This window comes from Streptomyces sp. WAC 01529 (assembly GCF_003945545.1).
Taxonomy (GTDB): Bacteria; Actinomycetota; Actinomycetes; order Streptomycetales; family Streptomycetaceae; genus Streptomyces; species Streptomyces anatolicus.
This window is the reverse complement of sequence record NZ_CP029617.1, coordinates 1,697,993-1,719,310: the sequence shown is the minus strand read 5'-3', so window position 1 is coordinate 1,719,310 and position 21,318 is coordinate 1,697,993. Positions and strand designations below refer to the sequence as shown.

The 21,318-nt window shown below is 70.7% G+C and carries 21 protein-coding genes; 11 read left to right on the top strand and 10 right to left on the bottom strand.

Translation table 11 applies throughout. The features are described 5' to 3' along the window. Positions 1-17: 17 nt before the first annotated feature. Both DMA15_RS07740 and DMA15_RS07735 read right to left on the bottom strand, forming a co-directional pair. Positions 18-1,619: a S8 family serine peptidase gene (locus DMA15_RS07740; RefSeq protein WP_125511913.1), complete on the bottom strand. Its 1,602-nt coding sequence runs from the start codon at positions 1,617-1,619 to the stop codon at positions 18-20. 13 nt (positions 1,620-1,632) lie between these two features. Then, complete coding sequence (locus DMA15_RS07735) at positions 1,633-3,183, bottom strand: S8 family serine peptidase (RefSeq protein WP_125511912.1); 1,551 nt, start codon at positions 3,181-3,183, stop codon at positions 1,633-1,635. A gap of 328 nt (positions 3,184-3,511) precedes the next feature. On the opposite strand from DMA15_RS07735, the gene DMA15_RS07730 reads away from it, so the two are divergent. From DMA15_RS07730 to moaA, 3 genes are all read left to right on the top strand, one after another. Continuing rightward, a complete protein-coding gene (locus DMA15_RS07730; RefSeq protein WP_125511911.1) occupies positions 3,512-3,898 on the top strand; it encodes a DUF485 domain-containing protein in 387 nt (128 codons plus the stop codon). Beyond that, positions 3,895-5,532, top strand: coding sequence for a cation acetate symporter (locus tag DMA15_RS07725; RefSeq protein WP_125511910.1), 1,638 nt, complete (start codon positions 3,895-3,897; stop codon positions 5,530-5,532). The genes DMA15_RS07730 and DMA15_RS07725 overlap by 4 nt, the downstream gene beginning before the upstream one ends. Before the next feature lie 174 nt (positions 5,533-5,706). Further along, positions 5,707-6,723 (top strand): GTP 3',8-cyclase MoaA, encoded by a 1,017-nt coding sequence (moaA, locus tag DMA15_RS07720; protein ID WP_125511909.1) that lies wholly within the window; start codon positions 5,707-5,709, stop codon positions 6,721-6,723. On the opposite strand, the gene DMA15_RS07715 is transcribed toward moaA, so the two are convergent. Both DMA15_RS07715 and DMA15_RS07710 read right to left on the bottom strand, forming a co-directional pair. Then, on the bottom strand, positions 6,720-6,941 hold the full coding sequence (locus tag DMA15_RS07715; RefSeq protein WP_125511908.1) for a hypothetical protein: 222 nt from the start codon (positions 6,939-6,941) through the stop codon (positions 6,720-6,722). The genes moaA and DMA15_RS07715 overlap by 4 nt on opposite strands. Positions 6,942-7,129: 188 nt before the next feature. Further along, on the bottom strand, positions 7,130-7,516 hold the full coding sequence (locus DMA15_RS07710) for a DUF3099 domain-containing protein (protein ID WP_125511907.1): 387 nt from the start codon (positions 7,514-7,516) through the stop codon (positions 7,130-7,132). 224 nt (positions 7,517-7,740) lie between these two features. Here DMA15_RS07710 and DMA15_RS07705 point away from each other — a divergent pair, with 224 nt between their 5' ends. Then, positions 7,741-8,016, top strand: coding sequence for a GlsB/YeaQ/YmgE family stress response membrane protein (locus DMA15_RS07705; RefSeq protein WP_125511906.1), 276 nt, complete (start codon positions 7,741-7,743; stop codon positions 8,014-8,016). Between the two features lie 106 nt (positions 8,017-8,122). Here the strand turns inward: DMA15_RS07705 and tyrS are convergent, their stop codons facing one another. The 3 genes from tyrS to DMA15_RS07690 are packed head-to-tail and all read right to left on the bottom strand — an operon-like array spanning position 8,123 to position 12,363. After that, positions 8,123-9,391 carry a tyrosine--tRNA ligase gene (tyrS, locus tag DMA15_RS07700; RefSeq protein ID WP_125511905.1) on the bottom strand — a complete coding sequence of 423 codons (1,269 nt, stop codon included), beginning with the start codon at positions 9,389-9,391 and terminating at the stop codon, positions 8,123-8,125. A 57-nt stretch (positions 9,392-9,448) separates the two neighbouring features. Further along, a complete protein-coding gene (locus DMA15_RS07695) occupies positions 9,449-10,843 on the bottom strand; it encodes a metallopeptidase TldD-related protein (protein ID WP_125511904.1) in 1,395 nt (464 codons plus the stop codon). After that, positions 10,840-12,363: a TldD/PmbA family protein gene (locus DMA15_RS07690; protein WP_125511903.1), complete on the bottom strand. Its 1,524-nt coding sequence runs from the start codon at positions 12,361-12,363 to the stop codon at positions 10,840-10,842. The genes DMA15_RS07695 and DMA15_RS07690 overlap by 4 nt, the downstream gene beginning before the upstream one ends. 186 nt (positions 12,364-12,549) lie before the next feature. Between DMA15_RS07690 and fabG the strand changes: the two genes are divergently transcribed. The 3 genes from fabG to DMA15_RS07675 all read left to right on the top strand — a co-directional run bounded on the left by fabG (position 12,550) and on the right by DMA15_RS07675 (position 14,497). Next, the gene (gene fabG / locus DMA15_RS07685) at positions 12,550-13,269 is read left to right on the top strand and encodes a 3-oxoacyl-[acyl-carrier-protein] reductase (RefSeq protein ID WP_125511902.1); all 720 of its coding nucleotides are present in this window, start codon (positions 12,550-12,552) and stop codon (positions 13,267-13,269) included. A 4-nt stretch (positions 13,270-13,273) separates the two neighbouring features. Further along, complete coding sequence (gene fabI / locus DMA15_RS07680) at positions 13,274-14,035, top strand: enoyl-ACP reductase FabI (RefSeq protein WP_125511901.1); 762 nt, start codon at positions 13,274-13,276, stop codon at positions 14,033-14,035. Between the two features lie 135 nt (positions 14,036-14,170). Then, the gene (locus tag DMA15_RS07675) at positions 14,171-14,497 is read left to right on the top strand and encodes a hypothetical protein (protein ID WP_125511900.1); all 327 of its coding nucleotides are present in this window, start codon (positions 14,171-14,173) and stop codon (positions 14,495-14,497) included. Here the strand turns inward: DMA15_RS07675 and DMA15_RS07670 are convergent. Beyond that, positions 14,481-15,161: a FadR/GntR family transcriptional regulator gene (locus tag DMA15_RS07670; protein WP_125511899.1), complete on the bottom strand. Its 681-nt coding sequence runs from the start codon at positions 15,159-15,161 to the stop codon at positions 14,481-14,483. The two genes, DMA15_RS07675 and DMA15_RS07670, sit on opposite strands and share 17 nt — an antisense overlap. Before the next feature lie 127 nt (positions 15,162-15,288). Here DMA15_RS07670 and DMA15_RS07665 point away from each other — a divergent pair, with 127 nt between their 5' ends. The 4 genes from DMA15_RS07665 (at position 15,289) to DMA15_RS07650 (ending at position 17,743) form a co-directional block, all read left to right on the top strand. Further along, positions 15,289-16,566 carry a CynX/NimT family MFS transporter gene (locus DMA15_RS07665; RefSeq protein WP_125517404.1) on the top strand — a complete coding sequence of 426 codons (1,278 nt, stop codon included), beginning with the start codon at positions 15,289-15,291 and terminating at the stop codon, positions 16,564-16,566. Between the two features lie 43 nt (positions 16,567-16,609). Beyond that, complete coding sequence (locus DMA15_RS37945) at positions 16,610-16,726, top strand: SGM_5486 family transporter-associated protein (protein WP_125511898.1); 117 nt, start codon at positions 16,610-16,612, stop codon at positions 16,724-16,726. A gap of 194 nt (positions 16,727-16,920) precedes the next feature. Beyond that, positions 16,921-17,136 carry a hypothetical protein gene (locus DMA15_RS07655; RefSeq protein ID WP_125511897.1) on the top strand — a complete coding sequence of 72 codons (216 nt, stop codon included), beginning with the start codon at positions 16,921-16,923 and terminating at the stop codon, positions 17,134-17,136. Positions 17,137-17,224: 88 nt separating this feature from the next. Further along, entirely contained in the window at positions 17,225-17,743 is a 519-nt protein-coding gene (locus DMA15_RS07650; protein ID WP_125511896.1) for a histidine phosphatase family protein, read from the top strand. Between the two features lie 139 nt (positions 17,744-17,882). Here the strand turns inward: DMA15_RS07650 and serB are convergent, their stop codons facing one another. Together serB and DMA15_RS07640 are read right to left on the bottom strand one after the other, a co-directional pair. Then, positions 17,883-19,103 carry a phosphoserine phosphatase SerB gene (gene serB / locus DMA15_RS07645; RefSeq protein ID WP_125511895.1) on the bottom strand — a complete coding sequence of 407 codons (1,221 nt, stop codon included), beginning with the start codon at positions 19,101-19,103 and terminating at the stop codon, positions 17,883-17,885. A gap of 365 nt (positions 19,104-19,468) precedes the next feature. Next, positions 19,469-21,169: a streptophobe family protein gene (locus tag DMA15_RS07640; protein WP_125517402.1), complete on the bottom strand. Its 1,701-nt coding sequence runs from the start codon at positions 21,167-21,169 to the stop codon at positions 19,469-19,471. Positions 21,170-21,318: the final 149 nt, after the last annotated feature.

Here is a 21,318-nt window from a genome sequence, read left to right as displayed (position 1 = left end):
CTCGTCACACGGTCACGCTACTTCCGCACGGCGTCCAACGCGTCGGCCATGCCCACGCCGTAGAAGCCGTTCTTGTTCTTGCCGCCCTCGCAGACCGCGTCGACCTTGCCGTCACCGTCGTAGTCGTACGGATCGGTGCACGCCATCGCGTCCGCCTGGCGGTACAGGAGCGCCTTGATCCGCTCCGGTGACGCGTGCGGGTGCGTGGACTTCAGGAGCGCGGCCACGCCCGCCGCGTGCGGGGACGCCATCGACGTACCGCCCTTGTAGCCGAACTTGCCGCCCGGCAGCGTGGAGAGGATCCTGCCGTCGACCGCCGGCGGGTTCGGCGCCTGGTAGCGCGTGGCGTCGCCGCCCGGGGCGGTGATGTCGATGACGCCCTTGCCGTAGTTCGAGTACGACGCCTTGATGTTCTTGGCGCCGGTGGCCGACACCGTCACGACACCCGGAAGCTGCGACGGCAGGTCGAAGCACTCCTTGGTCTTGATGGTGCGGGTCACCGGAGTGGTGTCGTTGGGGCTCGTCTTGTCGACGATCTCCTCCTGGGCGAGGTCGGTCTTCGCGTTGCCCGCGGCCGCGACGTTCACCGCGCCCTTGCGCTCCGCGTACCTCGCGGCCCGGCTCACCGCGTCGACCAGCGCCTTCTGGTCGTCGTCCGTCGTGCAGTTGAACAGCCAGGGGTCCGTGTAATAGCTGTTGTTGGTGACATCGACGCCATGGTCGGCCGCCCATACGAAGCCGCAGACCACGGCCTCCGTGTAGTACAGGCCGGTCGCGGGCTCCGCCACCTTCAGGCTCGCCACCTTCACGCCGGGCGCGACGCCCGTGACGCCGGTGCCGTTCTTCGCGGCGGCTATCGAGCCCGCCACGTGCATGCCGTGGTCGCTCTCCTTGGCCACCGGACGCCACGCGTTGTCCTTCTGCACGGGCACGCCGTTCAGGCAGCTCGCGGACGCCCGGCGGTCGAAGTTCGGCGCTATGTCGGGGTGCGTGTCGTCGACCCCGGAGTCGAGCACGCCGACCGTGACCTTGCGGCTGCCGAGCGAGATCTCGTGCGCCTTGTCCGCCTTCATGGCGGGCAGGTCCCACTGGAGCGGCTCCAGCTCGTCCTGGCCCGCCACGGCCTTCCCCGCGGCGGCCTTCACCTCCTCGGCGGTGAGCGTGCGCTCGGAGCCGAGGGCGTTGTCGGACTGCGCGGACAGCGGGGCCGTCCGGGTCGCGCCCGCGGAGTCGACGCCCTTCACCTGACGGATCACCTTGGCGAAGTCCGGGTTCGCCGAGTGGACGACGATGACGCCGATCTTGTCGTACGCGATGACGACGTCACCGCCGGCCTTGACGATGGCCTTCTTGACGCGGGCCGAACTCCCCTTCCCGGGGCGGACGTTCACCACGTAACTCATCGAGGCGGCGTCCGCGGAAGAGGCGGACGCCGAGGAGACGGACGCCGACGCCGGCGCGTCCGGCATCGAGGCGGGCCGCGCCGACGCCGAGCCCGGCAGGAAGGCGACGGCGGACACCACCGCCACCCCGAGCGGAAGGGCCAGCGCGCGGCGCGAGACCGACGCACGGCGCGAGCGAGAGAGGCCGGTGGTCCTGCTGCTGTGGAACCTGGTCATGTCCGAACCCCCGTCACTTCTTCTTCACGGCGTCGAGCGCGTCGACGAGCCCGCTGCCGTAGAAACCGTTCTCGCCCTTGCCGCCGCTCTCGCAGACCGCGTCGACATCACCGTCGCCGTCCGGGTCGTACGGTGCGGTCGGGCACTCCATGCGGTCGGCCTGCGCCTTCAGCAGGCGCTGCAACTCGGCGGGGCCTGCCTTGGGGTGCGTGGACTTCAGCAGCGCGGCGACGCCCGCGGCGTGCGGCGCGGCCATCGACGTACCGCGCAGCCAGCCGTACTCGCCGTTCGGCATGGTGGAGAGGATGTTGCCGTTCTTCGACGGGGTGTCGGTCGGCAGTTGGTACCTGTCGCCGCCCGGCGCCGTGACGTCGATGACGCCCTTGCCGTAGGTGGAGTACGACGACTTGAGGTTCTTCACGCCCGTCGCGCTGGTGGTGACGACGCCCGGCAGCTGGGTGGGCACGTCCAGGCACTCGTGCGGGTCGATGGTGCGGGTCACCGGAGTGGAGTCGTCCGGGCTCGTCTTGTCGACGATCGCGTCGGAGTCCAGGTCGTGGTTGGAGTTGCCCGCCGAGGCGACGTTGAGGATGCCCTTGCGCTGGGCGTACAGCTGGGCGCGGTTGACCGCGTCGAGGATGGCCCTCTGGTCCGGGTCGTCCTTGCAGTTGTACAGCCACGGGTCCACGTAGTAGCTGTTGTTGGTGATCTCGACGCTGTGCTCGGCGGCGAACACGAAGGCACAGACCACGTTCTCCGGGTAGAACAGCTCGTCGACCGGGTCGGCGACCTTGATGCCCGCTATCTTCACGCCGGGCGCCACGCCCGCGACGCCGACGCCGTTGCGGGCCGCGCCTATCTCACCCGCCACGTGCGTGCCGTGGTAGTGGTCCTTGTTCGCCGGGCGCCAGGCGCCGGGCGAGGTGTCCGCCTTGCCGCCGACACAGCTCGCGGACTGCGACGCCGAGAAGTTCGGGGCCAGGTCCGGGTGGGTGTCGTCGACGCCGGTGTCGATCACGGCGACGGTGACCTTCTTGCTGCCGGGGTTGATCTTCGCCGCCTTGTCGGCGCCGATCGCCCGCAGATCCCACTGGTCCGCCTCCATCGGCTCGGCGCCCGGGGCGGCGCTCCGCTTCAGGGACTTGGCGTCGGCCTCGGAGAGCAACTTCGCCTTGCCGTCGTCCGTGGTGCCCGCCGCCCGCAGCGGGGCGGTGTGGGTCGCGCCCGCGGACCGCACGCCGCGCACGTCGCGTATTCGCTCGGCGAACAGGGGGTTCGACGAGTGCACGACGATGACGCCTATCTTGTCGTGCGCGACGACGACGGACCCGCCTGCCTTGGCTATCGCCTTCTTCACGTACGCGATCGTCCTGTGGTCCGCGCGGGTGTTGACGACGTACGCGAAGACGGGGGCGTCCTTCGCGGCCGACGCCACCGAGGCCGGGGCCGGTGACTCGTCCGGGGCCGCGGTGGCGGCGCCGGGCGCGAAGCCGACCGAGGCGGCGAGCGCGATACCGAGCGGCACGGTCAGCGCCGTACGGCGTCTGGAAGGCAGATGAGCCATGGGATCTCCACATCATCCGGATACGGAACTGCCCGAACACAGCTGGTGCTCGGGCAGGTACATGACGGGGTGCAGGGTGAAGCTATCCCCCGGACTCCGAGGCCAGCAATGCCTTCCGGAAGAAAACGGGGAGTTGGGGCGCGTCGTGCGCGCCGCCATGACGTTGAGCAGACAACGGAAGCAACATCAACCCCTGTCGGATCACGTCCTGTGGCCTTAGCATCGCCATCCGTGGCTCACGTGATCCGCGTCACGCCGGAATGTGAGAGCGCACCCTCCCATGGAACAACTGTCCGTCCCCACCCCACCCGCACCACGAGGAGACTCCGTGGCCACCGCCGCACCGCCCCCTTCGAAGGGTGGCGCAGGAAACGAACCCGCTCCCCACGCGCCCTCCACGGAGGAGTTCACCGAGGTGCAGGAGAGCGCGGAATTCGGTGAACTGCGCCGCGCCCACCGCTCGTTCGCCTTCCCGCTCACCGTCGCCTTCATCACCTGGTACCTCGTGTACGTCCTGCTCTCCAACTACGCGGGCGACCTCATGGGCACCAAGCTGTTCGGCAACATCAACGTCGCCCTGGTGCTCGGCCTCGGGCAGTTCCTGACCACCTTCCTCATCGCCTGGTTCTACTCGCGGCACGCCGCGGCGAAGCTCGACCCCAAGTCCGAGGCGATCAAGTCCCGCATGGAGTCCCGCATGGAGGGCGACGCATGAGCCCCGCGCACCCCGCCGTCATCGACCTCGCGGCCGCGTCCGACGCCTCCCAGCACCGGCCGCTGATCATCAGCCTCTTCGCCGCCTTCGTCGTCGCCACCCTCTGCATCACCGTCTGGGCGGGCCGGCAGACCAAGAGCGCCGCCGACTTCTACGCGGGCGGCCGCCAGTTCACCGGCTTCCAGAACGGTCTGGCGATCTCCGGCGACTACATGTCCGCCGCGTCCTTCCTCGGCATCGCGGGCGCCATCGCCCTCTTCGGCTACGACGGATTCCTGTACTCCATCGGCTTCCTGGTCGCCTGGCTGGTGGCGCTGCTCCTGGTCGCCGAGCCGCTGCGCAACTCCGGGCGCTACACCATGGGCGACGTCCTCGCCTACCGCATGCGCCAGCGCCCGGTGCGTACGGCCGCGGGCACCTCCACCATCGTCGTCTCGATCTTCTACCTGCTGGCGCAGATGGCGGGCGCGGGCGTCCTGGTCTCCCTGCTGCTCGGCATCACCTCCGACGCGGGCAAGATCCTCATCGTCGCCCTCGTCGGCGTTCTGATGATCGTCTACGTCACCATCGGCGGCATGAAGGGCACCACCTGGGTGCAGATGGTCAAGGCCGTCCTGCTCATCACGGGCACCGTGCTCATCACCTTCCTGATCCTGCTGAAGTTCAACTTCAACGTCTCGGACCTGCTCGGCTCCGCCGCCTCCAACAGCGGCAAGGGCTCGGCGTTCCTGGAGCCCGGTCTCAAGTACGGCGCGAGCGCCACCTCCAAGCTGGACTTCCTCTCGCTCGGCATCGCCCTGGTCCTCGGCACCGCCGGCCTGCCGCACATCCTGATCCGCTTCTACACCGTGCCCACGGCCAAGGCCGCCCGTAAGTCCGTGAACTGGGCGATCGGCATCATCGGCGCCTTCTACCTGATGACCATCGTGCTCGGCTTCGGCGCCGCGGCCCTGCTCAAGCCCGGCGACATCATCGCCTCCAACAAGGCGGGCAACACGGCCGCGCCGCTCGCCGCCCTGGAGATCGGCGGCGGTGGCGACTCCACCGGCGGCGCGATCCTGCTCGCGGTGATCTCCGCGGTCGCCTTCGCCACGATCCTCGCGGTCGTCGCGGGACTGACGCTCGCCTCGTCGTCGTCCTTCGCGCACGACATCTACGCCAACGTCATCCGCAAGGGCAAGGCCACCGAGAAGGAGGAGATGAGGGCCGCCCGCTGGGCGACCGTCCTCATCGGTGTCGTCTCCATCGCCCTCGGCGCCCTGGCCCGCGACCTGAACGTGGCCGGCCTCGTCGCCCTCGCCTTCGCGGTCGCCGCCTCCGCCAACCTCCCGACGATCCTCTACAGCCTGTTCTGGAAGAGGTTCACCACCCAGGGCGCGCTCTGGTCCATCTACGGCGGCCTGGCCGCGGCCGTCGGTCTGGTGCTGTTCTCGCCGGTCGTCTCCGGCAAGCCCACCTCGATGTTCCCCGACGCGAACTTCGACCTCTTCCCGCTGGAGAACCCGGGCCTGATCTCCATCCCGCTGGGCTTCCTGCTCGGCTGGCTCGGCTCGATCCTCTCCAAGGAGGAGCCGGACAAGGGCAAGTACGCCGAGCTGGAGGTCAAGTCCCTCACCGGCGTCGGCGCCCACTGACAGGAGTTGTTCACACGCCCGTAGCGGCCGCGTCGTAGAGTCCTACGACGCGGCCGCACCGTTCCTCGTGGCAAATGGCCCATGGTGTTGTCAGAGGTGTCGCGTAAGGTCGAAAGCAGTGGGACCCCTACCGAGGGGACCCAGCAGCATCCGACCGCCGGGGAGGGGGCCGCAGTGCTCATCGACACATATGGCCGCGTAGCCACTGACCTGCGCGTATCACTGACCGATCGCTGCAATCTCCGCTGTACCTACTGCATGCCCGAAGAAGGCCTGCAGTGGCTCGCCAAGCCCGACCTGCTCACCGACGACGAGATCGTGCGCCTCGTGCGCATCGCCGTCACCCAGCTCGGGATCACCGAGGTCCGCTTCACCGGCGGCGAGCCCCTGCTGCGCCCCGGCCTCGTCGGGATCGTCGAGCGCTGCGCCCAGCTGGAACCCCGCCCCAAGATGTCCCTGACGACGAACGGCATCGGCCTCAAGCGCACCGCGCAGGCCCTCAAGGCCGCCGGCCTCGACCGGGTCAACGTCTCGCTGGACACCCTGCGCCCCGACGTCTTCAAGACGCTCACCCGCCGCGACCGCCACAAGGACGTCCTCGAAGGCCTCGAAGCGGCCCGCGACGCGGGCCTCACCCCGGTCAAGGTCAACACCGTCCTGATGCCGGGGCTCAACGACGACGAGGCCCCCGACCTCCTCGCCTGGGCCGTCGAGAACGACTACGAGCTGCGCTTCATCGAGCAGATGCCCCTCGACGCCCAGCACGGCTGGAAGCGCGACGGCATGATCACCGCGGGTGACATCCTGCACTCCCTGCGCACCCGCTTCGAGCTGACGGAAGAGGGCACCGGGGAGCGCGGCTCCGCGCCCGCCGAGCGCTGGATCGTCGACGGCGGCCCGCACCGCGTCGGCGTCATCGCCTCGGTGACCCGCCCCTTCTGCTCGGCCTGCGACCGTACGAGGCTGACCGCCGACGGCCAGGTGCGCACCTGCCTGTTCGCCACCGAGGAGACCGACCTGCGCGGGGCGCTGCGCGCGGCACCCGAGGACGGCACGGGCACGGCGGACGGCTCGGACGAGGCGATCGCCCGCATATGGAAGCGCGCCATGTGGGGCAAGAAGGCCGGTTCCGGCCTGGACGACCCCTCGTTCCTCCAGCCGGACCGCCCGATGTCGGCGATCGGCGGCTAGCCCTGGCCCTCCGGGGCTTCCCACTCCGTCAGCGGCACGACGTCCTTCAACATCCCGCGTACGCCGAGGAATTGGGAGAGGTGTTCGCGGTGCTCCTCGCACGCGAGCCACGTCTTGCGCCGCTCCGGCGTGTGGATCTTCGGGTTGTTCCAGGCGAGCACCCAGACCGCGGCCACGCGGCAGCCCTTGGCGGAACAAATCGGCGTTTCGTCACTCACAGTCGCGTCCAAAAACGTTCCGAACAAGGCGACGCCGAGCAGCCACGGGGGGAGCTGCCCGGCGTCGGTCTGTCGCTCCGACGGGGGATGCGGAGCGCGTACGAAGTATGTCACGGGGGACCCGGTGACTGGCACCGGAACTACATGATTGATCTGAGCTTTTCCTGAGCTTGGCGGAACGTCGACGGTCAGTTCTGAGCGCGTGAATGGCCGCGCCGCTGGTCGTGCGCGGCGCCCACCGGATCTTCCGGGACGGATTCCGCGGATCCGGCCGCGGCGGGCGGCGCGAGCATTGGCCGAGAAGGGGTGGGTACGAACGTCGACGGGAGCGAAGGGTTGCTCTCGCGGCCCGCGTTGGCGATGACCACGGAGATGTACGGAAGGAGGACGCCGAGCACCAGGGCGACGATGGCCACGTGCCGTTCGACGTTCCACAGCACGGCCGCCGCGACGACGGAGACGGTCCGGACCGACATCGAGATCACGTACCGGCGCTGCCGGCCGCGCACGTCCTCCGCGAGTCCCTGCCGGGCCCCCGTGATCCGGAAGACCTGGCCACCGCTCTGCTTCCGCATCACGTTCCACCACCCTGTCCGCTGTGCCGGACTCTCCTCGGAATCCACCCCGGTCCGGCGCTTCCACGTTACGCCTGGTCTGCGCAGTCCACGAGACCGGGTCAGGCCTCACCCCGGTGCGGTCGCTGCGTCCGGCCACGTATGGGGGCGCCCGACATGCGCCGTACGGCGCACGGGCCGACACTGGCGGTAATGCTCACGTAGAGCCGTACAAGGAGGCAGCTATGGGCTGGTTGTGGGCGATCATCGTGGGATTCGTGCTGGGGCTGATTGCCAAGGCGATCCTGCCCGGTAAGCAGCACAGTCCGATCTGGCTCACCACGGTGTTCGGCATCATCGGAGCCGTCCTGGGCAACTGGCTCGCGACGCAGTTCGGCATCAACGAGACCAAGGGCATCGACTGGGGCCGCCACGCCCTGCAACTGGCCGCGGCGGTCGTCGTCGTCGGCCTGGGCGACGCGGCCTACAAGATGATCAAGGGCAACAGACGGACGGCCTAGCCGTACGCACGCCCCATGACGAAGGCCCGGCCCCCACCCAGGGGGCCGGGCCTTCGCCGCGCCGGGAGCCGGGCGTGAGGCGTACGCGTGTGCGACCGTAGGCGGATCAGCCCGCCGTGACCTCGACCGCCGCCAGGTTCTTCTTGCCGCGCCGCAGCACCAGCCAGCGCCCGTGCAGCAGATCCTCGCGGGCGGGCACGGCGTCCTCGGCGGCGACCTTCACGTTGTTCACGTAGGCACCGCCCTCCTTCACCGTGCGCCGCGCGGCCGACTTGCTCGCCACCAGACCCACCTCGGCGAGCAGGTCCACGACCGGTCCCAGCTCGGCGACCTCGACACGCGGCAGCTCGGAGAGGGCGGCGGCCAGCGTCGCCTCGTCCAGGTCGGCAAGATCGCCCTGACCGAAGAGCGCCTTGGACGCGGCGATGACCGCGGCGCACTGGTCGGCGCCGTGCACCAGCGTCGTCAGCTCCTCGGCGAGGGCGCGCTGCGCGGCGCGCGCCTGCGGACGCTCCTCGGTCTGCTTCTCGATCTCCTCCAGCTCCTCGCGGGACTTGAAGGAGAGGATCCGCATGTACGTGGAGATGTCCCGGTCGTCCGTGTTCAGCCAGAACTGGTAGAACGCGTACGGCGTCGTCATCGTCGGGTCGAGCCAGACGGCGCCGCCCTCGGACTTGCCGAACTTGGTGCCGTCCGACTTGAGCATCAGCGGCGTGCCCATCGCGTGGACCGCGGCGTCCGGCTCCAGGCGGTGGATGAGGTCGATGCCCGCCGTGAGGTTGCCCCACTGGTCGCTGCCGCCGGTCTGGAGCGTGCAGCCGTACCGCCGGTACAGCTCCAGGAAGTCCATGCCCTGGAGGAGCTGGTAGCTGAACTCCGTGTAGGAGATGCCCTCCTGCGACTCCAGACGGCGGGCCACGGAGTCCTTGGTGAGCATCTTGTTCACCCGGAAGTGCTTGCCGATGTCGCGCAGGAACTCGATCGCGGACATGCCCGCGGTCCAGTCGAGGTTGTTGACCATCGTCGCGGCGTTCTCGCCCTCGAAGGACAGGAACGGCTCGATCTGCGAGCGCAGCCGCGCCACCCAGTTCGCGACCGTCTCCGGGTCGTTCAGGGTGCGCTCGGCGGTCGGCCGCGGGTCGCCGATCTGGCCCGTGGCGCCACCGACGAGCGCCAGCGGGCGGTGCCCCGCCTGCTGGAGCCTGCGCACGGTGAGGACCTGCACGAGGTGCCCGACGTGCAGGCTCGCCGCGGTGGGGTCGAAGCCGCAATAGAACGTGACGGGACCGTCCGCGAGCGCCTTGCGCAGTGCGTCCTCATCGGTGGACAGGGAGAAAAGCCCCCGCCACTTCAGCTCGTCGACGATGTCCGTCACGGGTCTCGCGTCTCCTCGGGAGTGCTTACAGGGTGCACGGATGTGCAAGGACCGAGGTTATACGCCCTGGCTGACCGAACTCATATTGAAATCGGGGACGCGCAGCGCGGGCATGGCGGCCCGGGTGAAGTAGTCGCCCCACTCGCGCGGCAGCGTCCTCTCCGTACGGCCCGCCTCCGAGGCCCGGCCGAGCAGGTCGACCGGCGACTCGTTGAACCGGAAGTTGTTCGCCTCGCCCACGACCTCGCCGTTCTCGACGAGGTAGACGCCGTCCCTGGTCAGGCCCGTGAGCAGCAGCGTCGCCGGGTCGACCTCGCGGATGTACCAGAGGCAGGTGAGCAGCAGCCCGCGCTCGGTGGCGGCGACCATCTCGTCCAGGGTGCGGTCGCCGCCGCCGTCGAGGACGAGGTTGTCGATGGCGGGCGTCACCGGGAGCCCGGTCAGGCCCGCGCTGTGCCTGCTGGTGGCGAGGTGGGCCAGCTCACCCCCGCGGATCCACTCGGTGGCGGCCAGCGGCAGACCGTTGTCGAAGACCGACATGTCACCGCCCGAGGCGTGCGCGAGGACGAACGCCGCCGACTCCAGGCCGGGCTCGTGCGGATCGCTGCGCAGCGTCAGCGGCAGCTCGGCCAGCCGTTCGCCGAGGCGCGTGGCGCCGCCCGGCTTGGAGAAGACCGTACGGCCCTCGGCGGCGTCCCGTGCCGATGACGACCACATCTGGTAGATCAGCAGATCCGCCACCGCGGTCGGCGGCAGCAGCGTCTCGTACCGCCCGGCCGGCAGGTCGATCCGCCGCCGGGCCCATCCGAGGCGCTGCGCCAGCTCGGCGTCGAGTGCCTGGGGGTCGACGTCCTTGAAGTCACGGGTGGCCCGCCCCGCCCACGCCGACTTCGTGCGGTCCGGCGACTTGGCGTTCAGTTCGAGGGTGCCGTTGGGCTGGTCGTGCCGCAGGCGCAGCCCCGTCGACGTACCGAGGTAACTCGACACGAACTCGTGGTTCGCGAAGCCGTACAGCTCCCGCCCGCCCGCGCGGGCCCGTGCGAAGGCCTCGCCGAGGGCGGGGGCGAAGTCCGCGAAGACGGCGGAGGAGGTCTCGACCGGGGCCTCCGTGAAATCGGCGGAGGCGGCGGTGCCGGTCACCAGCGGCTGCGCGTCCTCGGCGGGGGCCGCCCCGCGCGCGGCCTCCTCGGCGGCCCGCACCAGCGGCTCCAGGTCGGCGGCGGTGACCGCCGAGCGGGAGACGACACCGGAGGCGGTGCCTTCCTTGCCGTCGACGGTGGCGATCACGGTGAGGGTGCGGCCCCGGGTGACGCCGTTGGTGGTCAGGGCGTTGCCCGCCCAGCGCAGGTTGGCCGAGGACTCCTCGTCGGCGATCACGACGCAGCCGTCGGCTCGGGAGAGTGCGAGGGCGCGCTCGACGATCTCGTGCGGCTTGGTGGCGCTGCGGCTCATCGACCGGCCTCCTGCGTGGTGTTCAGAATGTTCACGCCCCGGAACAGGGCGGACGGGCAGCCGTGCGAGACCGCGGCGACCTGGCCCGGCTGGGCCTTCCCGCAGTTGAAGGCGCCCCCGAGTACGTACGTCTGCGGGCCGCCGACCGCGGCCATGGAGCCCCAGAAGTCGGTGGTCGTCGCCTGGTAGGCGACATCGCGCAGCTGCCCGGCGAGCCGCCCGTTCTCGATCCTGTAGAAGCGCTGCCCCGTGAACTGGAAGTTGTACCGCTGCATGTCGATCGACCACGACCGGTCCCCGACCACATAGATCCCGCGGTCGACGCCCGCGATCAGATCCTCGGTGGAGAGCCCGCCGGGGTCCGGCTGGAGCGAGACGTTCGCCATGCGCTGCACCGGCACATGGCCGGGGGAGTCCGCGTACGCGCAGCCGTTCGAGCGCGCGAAGCCGGTGAGCCTGGCGATGCGCCGGTCCAGCTGGTAGCCGACGAGGGTGCCGTCCTTGACCAGGTCCCAGGACTGCGCGGCCACGCCCTCGTCGTCGTATCCGATGGTGGCGAGACCGTGCTCGGCGGTCCTGTCACCCGTCACGTTCATCAGCGAGGAGCCGTAGGCGAGCTTGCCCAGCTGGTCGAAGGTGGCGAACGACGTGCCCGCGTACGCCGCCTCGTAGCCGAGCGCGCGGTCCAGCTCGGTGGCGTGGCCGATGGACTCGTGAATGGTCAGCCAGAGGTTCGACGGATCGACGACGAGGTCGTACGAACCCGCCCGCACGCTCGGCGCCCGCATCTTCTCCGCCAATTGCCCGGGGATGCGCTCCAGCTCGCCCTCCCAGTCCCAGCCGGTCCCGGTGAGGTACTCCCAGCCCCGCCCGGCCGGCGGCGCCAGCGTGCGCATCGAGTCGAACTCACCGCTCGACTCGTCGACGGCGACCGCGGTGAGCTGCGGGTGCAGCCTGACCCGCTGCTGCGTGGTCACCGTGCCCGCCGTGTCCGCGTAGAACTTGTTCTCGTGCACGGTGAGCAGCGAGGCGTCGACGTGCGCGACCCCGTCGGCGGCGAGCAGACGCGCGCTCCACTCGGCGAGCAGCCCCGCCTTCTCCTCGTCCGGCACGGAGAACGGATCGATCTCGTACGCGGAGACCCACGTCCGGTCCGCGTGTACCGGCTCGTCCGCCAGTTCGACGCGCTCGTCGGACCCGGCCGCCTTGATCACCTGGGCGGACAGCTTCGCCATCGCCACGGCCCGCGAGGCGACCTTCGCCGCCGCGTCCATCGTCAGATCGACCCCGGAGGCGAACCCCCAGCTCCCGCCGTGCACCACCCGGACCGCGTACCCCAGGTCCGTGGTGTCCGAGGAGCCCGACGGTTTGGCGTCGCGCAGCCGCCAGGACGCGCTGCGCACCCGCTCCAGGCGGAAGTCCGCGTGGTCGGCGCCGAGCGCCCGCGCGCGGGCGAGCGCGGCGTCGGCGAGAGCCCGCAGCGGCAGCGCCGTGAAGGCTTCATCGATGGAATGAGGCACGGATGTCTCCCTGCTGTCGGCACCGGTCAGCTCCGATCATGTCGCGCGCGACGGCCCCGCGGCCAGTCCCTTCTGTAGGGACCCGACAGGGAGTACTCCGCGCCACTGTCGATCGCCGATTCTCCGTATCGCGGAAGGTACCGATAGGTTTTCGACGTACCAGACCGCTATCGAAAGGGTGATCCGTTGAGCCGCTCGGTTCTCGTCACCGGAGGAAACCGGGGCATCGGCCTCGCCATCGCCCGCGCCTTCGCCGACGCCGGCGACAAGGTCGCGATCACCTACCGCTCGGGCGAGCCGCCGCAGGCCCTCACCGACGCCGGGGTCCTCGCCGTCAAGTGCGACATCACCGACGCCGAACAGGTGGAGCAGGCCTACAAGGAGATCGAGGACAAGCACGGGAACGTCGAGGTCCTGGTCGCCAACGCCGGCATCACCAAGGACCAGCTCCTGATGCGCATGACCGAGGAGGACTTCACGTCCGTCCTCGACACCAACCTCACGGGCACCTTCCGCGTCGTCAAGCGCGCCAACCGCGGCATGCTGCGCGCCAGGAAGGGCCGCGTCGTCCTGATCTCCTCCGTCGTGGGTCTGTACGGCGGCCCGGGGCAGGCCAACTACGCCGCCTCCAAGGCGGGCCTCGTCGGCTTCGCGCGCTCGCTCGCCCGCGAACTCGGGTCGCGCAACCTCACCTTCAACGTCGTCGCGCCCGGTTTTGTCGACACCGACATGACCAAGGTACTGACGGACGAGCAGCGCGCGGGCATCGTCGCCCAGGTGCCGCTCGGCCGTTACGCGCAGCCCGAGGAGATCGCGGCCGCGGTCAAGTTCCTCGCGTCCGACGACGCTTCGTACATCACTGGAGCCGTCATCCCCGTTGACGGCGGATTGGGCATGGGTCACTGATCACATGAGCGGAATTCTCGACGGCAAGCGCATCCTCATCACGGGTGTGCTGCTGGAGTCCTCCATCGCCTTCCACGCGGCCAAGGTCGCCCAGGAGCAGGGCGCCGAGGTCATCCTGACCGCCTTCCCGCGGCCCACGCTCACCGAGCGCATCGCCAAGAAGCTCCCCAAGCCCGCCAAGGTCATCGAGCTGGACGTGACCGACCAGGAGCACCTGGACCGCCTCGAGGGCGTCGTCCGCGAGGAGCTGGGCGGTCTGGACGGCGTCGTCCACTCCATCGGCTTCGCCCCGCCGGGTGCCTTCAACTTCCTCGAGGCCACCTTCGAGGACGTCTCCACGGCGATGCACGTCTCGGCGTACTCCCTGAAGTCGCTCACGATGGCCTGCCGCCCGCTGTTCGGCGACAGCGCCTCGGTGGTCGGCCTCACCTTCGACGCGCAGTACGCGTGGCCGAAGTACGACTGGATGGGCCCGGCCAAGGCCGCCCTGGAGGCCACGAGCCGCTACCTCGCCCGCGACCTGGGCAAGGAGAACATCCGCTGCAACCTCATCTCCGCGGGCCCGCTCGGCTCCATGGCGGCCAAGTCCATCCCGGGCTTCGCCGACCTCGCGGACATCTGGAACACCCGCTCCCCGCTGAACTGGGACATGGCCGACCCCGAGCCCGCGGGCCGCGGCATCGTCGCCCTGCTCTCCGACTTCTTCCCGAAGACCACCGGCGAGATCATCCACGTCGACGGCGGCGTCCACATGATGGGTGCCTGACAGTGTCGGAACGTGCCTGATCAGGTATTCCGTACGTGAATGACGCCCCGTCCCCCGCAGCGCGCGGGAGGCGGGGCGTCACCCGTTCGGCCCCCGTGCCGGGCGGCGGCGGGGGAGTGCCGCGCACCCTGGAGTGTGCGTCTCTCCGGTGCGGTGCTCGCCGCTCTCGCCCTGTTGGTCGCTGTGCCGCAGCCCGGTGCCGCGTCCCTCGGCGAGGCCGCGCCGAAGCCGCGGCCCTTCGGGGCGGCGTGCCGCACCGGCGTCGTCGGCTCCGCCGTCGTCGCGTACTGCCACAACCCCTACCCCGAGACCGACCGGGTCCGCCTGCACGTGGAGTGCGACCGGTGGTGGGACATCGACGTCGACAGCGCGCCGGTCGAGGCGGGGCCCGCCCAGACCGTGCGGTTGACCGGGCGGTGCTGGGAAGAGGTCCGCTCGGCCTGGGTCAGCCACCAGAAGTGACCGGGCGGCACATGAAGGGGTAGCTCGCCGCCTCGGTCGCGGCGGCCTCCGCGTCCCGCGCGCGGATCGCGTCGACGAGCCGGCCGTGGTCCATGTGCGTCTCCGGGGTCAGCTCCGTGCCGATGTCCTCGCGCAGCCAGTCGCGCAGGACCTCGCCGAGGTCCGCGTAGAGCGCGGTCATGACGTCGTTGTGCGAGGCGGCGACGACGGCCATGTGGAAGGTCGCGTCCGCCGTGACGAAGGCCTCCGCGTCCCCCGAGGCCCACACCTCCTCGCGGCGTGCCAGGAGGGCGTCCAGCTGCTTGAGGTCGCGTTCGGTGCGGCGCTCGGCGGCGAGCTTCGCGGCGCTCGACTCCAGCGTGCTGCGCAGCTCGGCGATGTGCCGCGGGTCCGCGTCGGCGAACCTGCGGTGCATCACGCCCGCCAGCTCGCTGGTGGCGATCACGAAGGTGCCCGAGCCCTGGCGGATGTCGAGCAGGCCGTTGTGCGCGAGGGCGCGCACGGCCTCCCTGACGGTGTTCCTGGCCACGCCGAGCTGTTCGACCAGCTCGGGCTCGGTGGGGATGCGGGAGCCGACCGGCCACTCGCCCGAGGAGATCTGATTGCGCAGCTCGGAGATGACCTGTTCGGAGAGGGCCGAACGGCGAGGAGTGGTCAGCGGCATGACGTTCCTTCGTGCGGTACCGGAATCGATCTATGCGATCTATGCGGTCTATGGGATCTATTCGAGTGGACAGTCAATCATCCCATGATTCTATGATGGACTCATGGCTAGTGAGGAAACCACGACGATGACCCCTGCGGCGACACCCTCCACGCGTACCGGAGGGGCGGAGAAACAGGCCCCCACGCGCGCGTGGGCGACGCGTCTGGTCATCGTCGGCATCGTCCTCGCGGCCCTCAACCTCCGCCCGGCCATCACCAGCCTCGGCGCCCTCCTCGAAGAGGTGCGCGACGGCCTCGGCATGAGCGGCACCCTCGCCGGACTGCTCACCTCCGTGCCCCCGCTCTGCTTCGCCTTCTTCGGAGTCATGGCGCCGCGGTTCGCCCGGCGCTTCGGCCCCAGCGCGGTGGTCTGCGTCGGCATGGCCGCCATCGCCGCGGGCCTGGTGATACGCCCCTTCATCGGCGGCACGGCCGGTTTCCTCGCCGGCACCGCGCTCGCCCTCATGGGCATCGCGGTCAGCAACGTCCTGATGCCCGTCATCGTCAAGCGCTGGTTCCCCGACCGGGTCGGCTCCATGACCGGTCTGTACTCGATGGCACTCGCGCTCGGCACGGCCCTCGCCGCCGCCCTCACCGTGCCGATGACCGACGCGCTCGGCGGCCGCTGGCAGACCGGGCTCGCCGTCTGGGCCGCTCTCGCCGTCGTCGCCGTGGTGCCGTGGATCCCGCTCGTCCGCGACCGGAGCGCGGCCTCCGCGGCCCCGGAGCACATCAGCCCCACCGTGCGCCAGGAGGACTCGGGGCTGCGCATCACCCACAGCCGCACCGCCTGGGCCCTCGCCGTCTTCTTCGGCCTCCAGGCCACCGCCGCCTACATCACGATGGGCTGGATGCCGCAGATCTTCCGTGACGCGGGCGTTCCCGCCGGTCAGGCAGGCGTGCTGCTCGCCGTCACGATGGCCATGGGCGTGCCGCTCGCGTTCGTCATCCCCAGGGTCGCCACGCGCCTGCCCCACCAGGGCCCCGTCGTGGCCGTCCTCGGCGCCTGCGGCCTCGCCGGGTACGCGGGCCTGTACCTCGCCCCGGCGGACGGCGCCTGGGCCTGGGCGCTGCTGCTCGGCGTCTCCAACTGCGCCTTCCCGCTCGCCCTCACGATGGTCGGCATGCGGGCCAAGAGCAGTGTGGGCGTCGCCAAGCTGTCCGCCTTCGCGCAGAGCACCGGCTACCTCATCTCGATCCCCGGACCGCTCCTTGTCGGCGTCCTCTACCAGCACAGCGGCGGCTGGGGCCTGCCGATCGCGCTGATGGCGGGCCTGATGGTGCCCCAGATCGTCGTCGGCACCCTCGCGGGCCGCGACCGCACGGTCGAGGACGAGGTGGCGGCCAGGGCCAAGGCGGCCTGACCCCGGCGGAGAGGGGACGGGCAAAGGGTGCGAGACTGACCGCATGCCCGTCCTCGACCCGAACCCCCAGAACGGCCAGAAGAAACTGCTCGTCGTGCTCGGCGCGATGCTGGCCATCACCGTGATCATCGGCATCGTCGCCTCCCTCGCCTCACCGTGAACAGAAGGCACGCCCGACCGTGAACGGACGGCCCCGGCACGGCGGATGGTGGGGTTAGCACCCCCATCCCCTAGGGGGTGAGTATCAGGGTCAAGTGGGTGGATCTCCGGATGGGCCAAGGACCCGCGATCGCCTAATTTCGAGATGTGGCCGCGACGACGCGGCACGGAGCACTCGAAGATCACGGAGGCGGCATGTCGGTCCGTACGCACCCCCGGCGCGACCCCGCGGAGTCGGGCGGCGTCGAGATCCAGCTCCCCTGGTGGGCGATCGCCCTGCCCGCCCTCGCCTTCGCCGCCCTGCTCCTGCTGATCCTGAACCCGGCGGACGCCCACGCCGCGAGCGGCGCCCCCGCCGCCACCGGCCTGCTGGAGCACATACAGGCCCTGATCTCGCGCATGACCCCGTGAGCCCCGCCCCGCCGGGCCCGTCACCCGCCTCGGGCGACCGCGTCAACTACCCGCGCCCTGTGGCGCGTTTCATGCGAAGCTGGGACGCATGAGCGTCGCAGAACCCCGCAGGATTGTCCTCTTCCGGCATGCGAAGGCCGACTGGCCGCAGGTGTCCGACCACGAGCGGCCGCTCGCCGATCGAGGCCGCAGGGACGCCCCCGTCGCCGGACGCAAGCTGGCCGACAGCGGCATCCCCTTCGACCTGGCCCTCTGCTCCACGGCGGTCCGGACCCGCGAGACCTGGAAGCTCGCGGTCCAGGAGCTGCCGCAGCGGCCGAAGACCGTCTACGAGGAGCGGCTGTACGAAGCCTCTCCCGGCGAGCTGATCGCCGTGCTCAACGAAACCCCGGACGACGTGCGGAACGTCGTCCTGATCGGTCACAACCCCGGAGTGCAGGGCCTGACCGACATCCTCGCCGGGGACAGCGAGGGTGATGCCCGCGAGCGGCTGGCCCGCCGGGGCTTCCCGACCGCGACGTACTCCGTCCTGACGTACTCCGGTTCGTGGAAGGCACTCGAACCGGGCGTGGCCACCCTCGTCGACTACTGGGCGCCGTCCGAGTAACCCGTAACCCGTAACCCGTAAGCCGCCCCGCCGCCAGGCCCCACTTCCCGCCGCCACGACCCTCCGATCGCTACGACGACGGGCCCCGCACCACCGAGGTGCGGGGCCCGTCGACGTGGGCCGGCGGCCTGCGCGGCCGTCAGTCGGAATCGGTGTGCGTCTCCGCCGCCTCGACCTCTTCACGGGTGATGCCGAGGAGGTAGAGGACCGTGTCCAGGAACGGCACGTTCACCGCGGTGTGCGCGGCCTCGCGGACGAGCGGCTTTGCGTTGAAGGCGACACCGAGCCCCGCCGCGTTCAGCATGTCGAGATCGTTCGCGCCGTCGCCGATCGCGACGGTCTGCTCCAGCGGGACCCCGGCCTCCTTGGCGAAACGGCGCAGCAGCCGCGCCTTGCCCGCCCGGTCGACGATCTCGCCGGTCACCTTGCCGGTGAGCTTTCCGTCGACGATCTCCAGGGTGTTGGCCTGGGCGAAGTCGAGACCGAGGCGCTCCTTCAGATCATCGGTGACCTGGGTGAAACCGCCCGAGACGACGCCCACTTGATAGCCCAGGCGCTTGAGGGTGCGGATGAGGGTGCGGGCGCCGGGGGTCAGCCGGACCTCGGAGCGGACCTTGTCGACGACCGACGCGTCGAGCCCCGCGAGCAGCGCCACGCGCGCGTGCAGCGACTGCTCGAAGTCCAGCTCACCGCGCATCGCGGCGGACGTCACCTCGGCGACCTTCTCCTCGCACCCGGCGTGCGCGGCGAACAGCTCGATGACCTCGTCCTGGATGAGCGTCGAGTCGACGTCCATCACGACCAGGCGCTGCGCCCGGCGGTGCAGCCCCGCCGCGACGACCGCCACGTCCACGCCGAGCTTCGCGGCCTCTATGGCGAGGGCGGTGCGCAGCGGCTCGGTCTCGGTGCCGGACACCGCGAACTCGACGGCGGTGACGGGGTACTTGGCGAGCCGGAAGATACGGTCGATGTTGCCGCCGGTCGCGGTGATGCTGGCGGCGATCGCCGCCGTCGACTCCGAGGTCAGGGGGTGGCCGAGGACGGTCACGTGGGAACGCCCGAGGCCGCGCGGCCGGTTGTCGCCGATGCCGGAGATGATCTCGGCCTGCATTCGCACGGACTCCGCCCAGCTGTGGACGGTGGCGCGCAGGTCACCCTCGAGACCGGCGGGCGGCGCGGTCACGAGCGCGCACAGCACCATACGGCCGCGGGTGACGACCTGCTCGATGTCGACGACGTCGACGGAGTAGGCGGCGAGGGTGTCGAAGAGGCCGGCGGTGAGGCCGGGGCGGTCCTTGCCGAAGATCTTGACGAGGAGTGTCGGGATGTCGGCGGGCTGAGGGGGCTGCGGAGCACTCATGGTGATCCCTACGGTATCCGTCCGCCTCTTGGGGGTGCCTGGTGGTCCGCTTCCCGGACACGGAACGTTCGTGTACCCGTTCCGGGCCGGTCCTGTTTGCCGCGTGCCGCTTGCCGCTTGCCGCGGGTGCGTCGCCGGTCCCTATTCCGCCCGCTTCGCGGCGGATCCCTCCCTCCCACCCACCCGTTCACCCCGCACCACCCAGCTAGCCAGGAGCAGACCCCGCCTCCCGAAATGGGGGCGCGGGCCGGAGCCGTCACCGCCCGAGCCATGCGGGAGGCCGTTCCCGTTGTGGGCAGGCGTTCCGCACGGCGGGACGGGTGGGCACAACCCACGGTGCCGGGTTTCGAGGGAAGAGGCGCAGGTCAGTGGGGTTCGCGGGGCGGAGGCTTCGGGGGTGGTGGAGGAGGCGGTGGCGGAGGGGGCCAGCCGTCCGAGCGCGGGCGGGGCCGGTTGGGATGGGGGCGGTGCCGGGGCGGCGGCACGATCGGTCCCGCCACGGTCGGCGCGCTGGAGACATCCTCCGGCGGCCGCAGATAGGGGTTCGTATCAGGGTTCGGCGGCCGATGCGGAGCCCCGGGCCGGTGCGGCCCCACCGCCGTGGAAGCGCCGCCGGGCGCGTACGGCTCCACCCCCGCCGAAGCGCCGCCAGGCCCGTCCGGCTCCACCCCCGCCGAAGCGCCGGCCGCCACCCCCGTCGCACACGCCATCAGCGCCCCCACCACCCCCGCCGCGAACCCCCACCCCGCCCCGAGCAACCCCGCCGCCCCCAGCCGGCCACGCAGCTCGACCCCCGCCCCGAACGCGTCGAAGCCGAACACCGACAGCGAGGCATCCGCGGAGACCCCGGTCAGCCACACCAGCAGCGGAAGCCCCGCCGCGGTCACGCACCCGAGCCGCACCCCGCACCGGCCCGCGAACCCCACAGCGCCCCCCGCCCGAGGGGTCCGTACCGCCGTGAGCACCCCCGCGAACAGCATCATCAGCACCGCCGCGACCCCCAACAGCCAGACCCTGCCGTCGAGTTCGGCGAGCCGCCCCAGCGTGAGCGCCTTGTCGGAGGGCCCGGACAGGAGATCGTCCACCGGATCCGGCAGAAAGCGGGTGAGCACGCCCGTCGCCCTGCCGTCCCACGGGACGAGGAGCCCCACGGGAATGCCGAGCCAGACACCGTTCGGCGCCCCGAGCAGCGCGGCACCGGCGATACGCCTCGGATGGGCGTCGCCGACCATCGCGTACGCCGCCGCGGCGAACCCCGCGGCGACCGCGACCAGGACCACCGTGACCAGCGCGGAAGCCGCGGGCCGCACCACCCGGTGCAGAACGGAGAGGCCGCGCGGCAGCGGCGTGCGGCGCGACGCGAGCAGCGCGATCAGCAGGACGCCGGCCGCCCAGAGCGTCCCGCCGAGCAGCGTCGGCACGGTGTCGACGGTGAAGCCGACCGAGGCCTTCGCCTGCGCGAGGTCCCCGAGCCGGTCGGGCAGCAGCCCCTCGATGTCACCGATATCGCCGAGGTCCCCGAGATCACCCGGCAGCCCATCGAGCCCTTCCTCGACCCCCTTGTCGATTTCTTCGTCGATGCCGAGCTGCTCCCCGTCGATCGTGACGACGTCGTGACCCACCCAGGCGAGCCCCGCGAGCATCGCCGCAAAGAGAGCGAGCACCGAGCCCGCGCGCGCGACAAGGTCGGCGGGCGCGAGGACGACCCCGGCCCCGCGCAGGGAACGCAGAAAGAAGTGGGCGAGCAGCAGCGCCCCCACCAGCCCCACACCGAGTGGCGCGATATCGATGGCCGTGGTCGCCTCGGCCTCGTCGAGACCGAACGCCGAGACGTCACCGGACGGCGTGACCGAACCCCCCGCGCCGAGCGCCACCGTCGCGGCCGCCATCGGCCCCAGCGAGCCCACCGCGTCCGCGCCGAGCAGATGCAGCCCGAGCGCGGCCGTCCCCGCCATGCCGACCAGCGACCAGCTCACGGCGGCGACGGCGCAGAGCAGTACGTCACCCCACCGCACGTCACCCCACCCCACGCCCCGGCCTTCACGTACGTCTGCGCAGGCCTGCATCAGGACCCCCGAACCGCGGTGCGTCGCCCTCTCACCACGGTGCTCACGTTTCACGCGATACATATCCATTCACACATCTCATGCGCGTAATGGCCGTGATGGGTGCTTACTACTCTCCGGGGCGATTTCTGCCCCGTCAACGGGGCAAC

What these genes read in the sequence shown, in the direction of transcription:
- DMA15_RS07740 (WP_125511913.1), bottom strand. Translation starts at nt 1,619, where the DNA reads ATGACCAGGTTCCACAGCAGCAGGACCACCGGCCTCTCTCGCTCGCGC.
- DMA15_RS07735 (WP_125511912.1), bottom strand. Translation starts at nt 3,183, where the DNA reads ATGGCTCATCTGCCTTCCAGACGCCGTACGGCGCTGACCGTGCCGCTC.
- DMA15_RS07725 (WP_125511910.1), top strand. Translation starts at nt 3,895, where the DNA reads ATGAGCCCCGCGCACCCCGCCGTCATCGACCTCGCGGCCGCGTCCGAC.
- DMA15_RS07710 (WP_125511907.1), bottom strand. Translation starts at nt 7,516, where the DNA reads ATGCGGAAGCAGAGCGGTGGCCAGGTCTTCCGGATCACGGGGGCCCGG.
- DMA15_RS07705 (WP_125511906.1), top strand. Translation starts at nt 7,741, where the DNA reads ATGGGCTGGTTGTGGGCGATCATCGTGGGATTCGTGCTGGGGCTGATT.
- DMA15_RS07695 (WP_125511904.1), bottom strand. Translation starts at nt 10,843, where the DNA reads ATGAGCCGCAGCGCCACCAAGCCGCACGAGATCGTCGAGCGCGCCCTC.
- fabI (WP_125511901.1), top strand. Translation starts at nt 13,274, where the DNA reads ATGAGCGGAATTCTCGACGGCAAGCGCATCCTCATCACGGGTGTGCTG.
- DMA15_RS07670 (WP_125511899.1), bottom strand. Translation starts at nt 15,161, where the DNA reads ATGCCGCTGACCACTCCTCGCCGTTCGGCCCTCTCCGAACAGGTCATC.
- DMA15_RS07665 (WP_125517404.1), top strand. Translation starts at nt 15,289, where the DNA reads ATGACCCCTGCGGCGACACCCTCCACGCGTACCGGAGGGGCGGAGAAA.
- DMA15_RS37945 (WP_125511898.1), top strand. Translation starts at nt 16,610, where the DNA reads ATGCCCGTCCTCGACCCGAACCCCCAGAACGGCCAGAAGAAACTGCTC.
- DMA15_RS07655 (WP_125511897.1), top strand. Translation starts at nt 16,921, where the DNA reads ATGTCGGTCCGTACGCACCCCCGGCGCGACCCCGCGGAGTCGGGCGGC.
- DMA15_RS07650 (WP_125511896.1), top strand. Translation starts at nt 17,225, where the DNA reads ATGAGCGTCGCAGAACCCCGCAGGATTGTCCTCTTCCGGCATGCGAAG.
- serB (WP_125511895.1), bottom strand. Translation starts at nt 19,103, where the DNA reads ATGAGTGCTCCGCAGCCCCCTCAGCCCGCCGACATCCCGACACTCCTC.
- DMA15_RS07640 (WP_125517402.1), bottom strand. Translation starts at nt 21,169, where the DNA reads ATGCAGGCCTGCGCAGACGTACGTGAAGGCCGGGGCGTGGGGTGGGGT.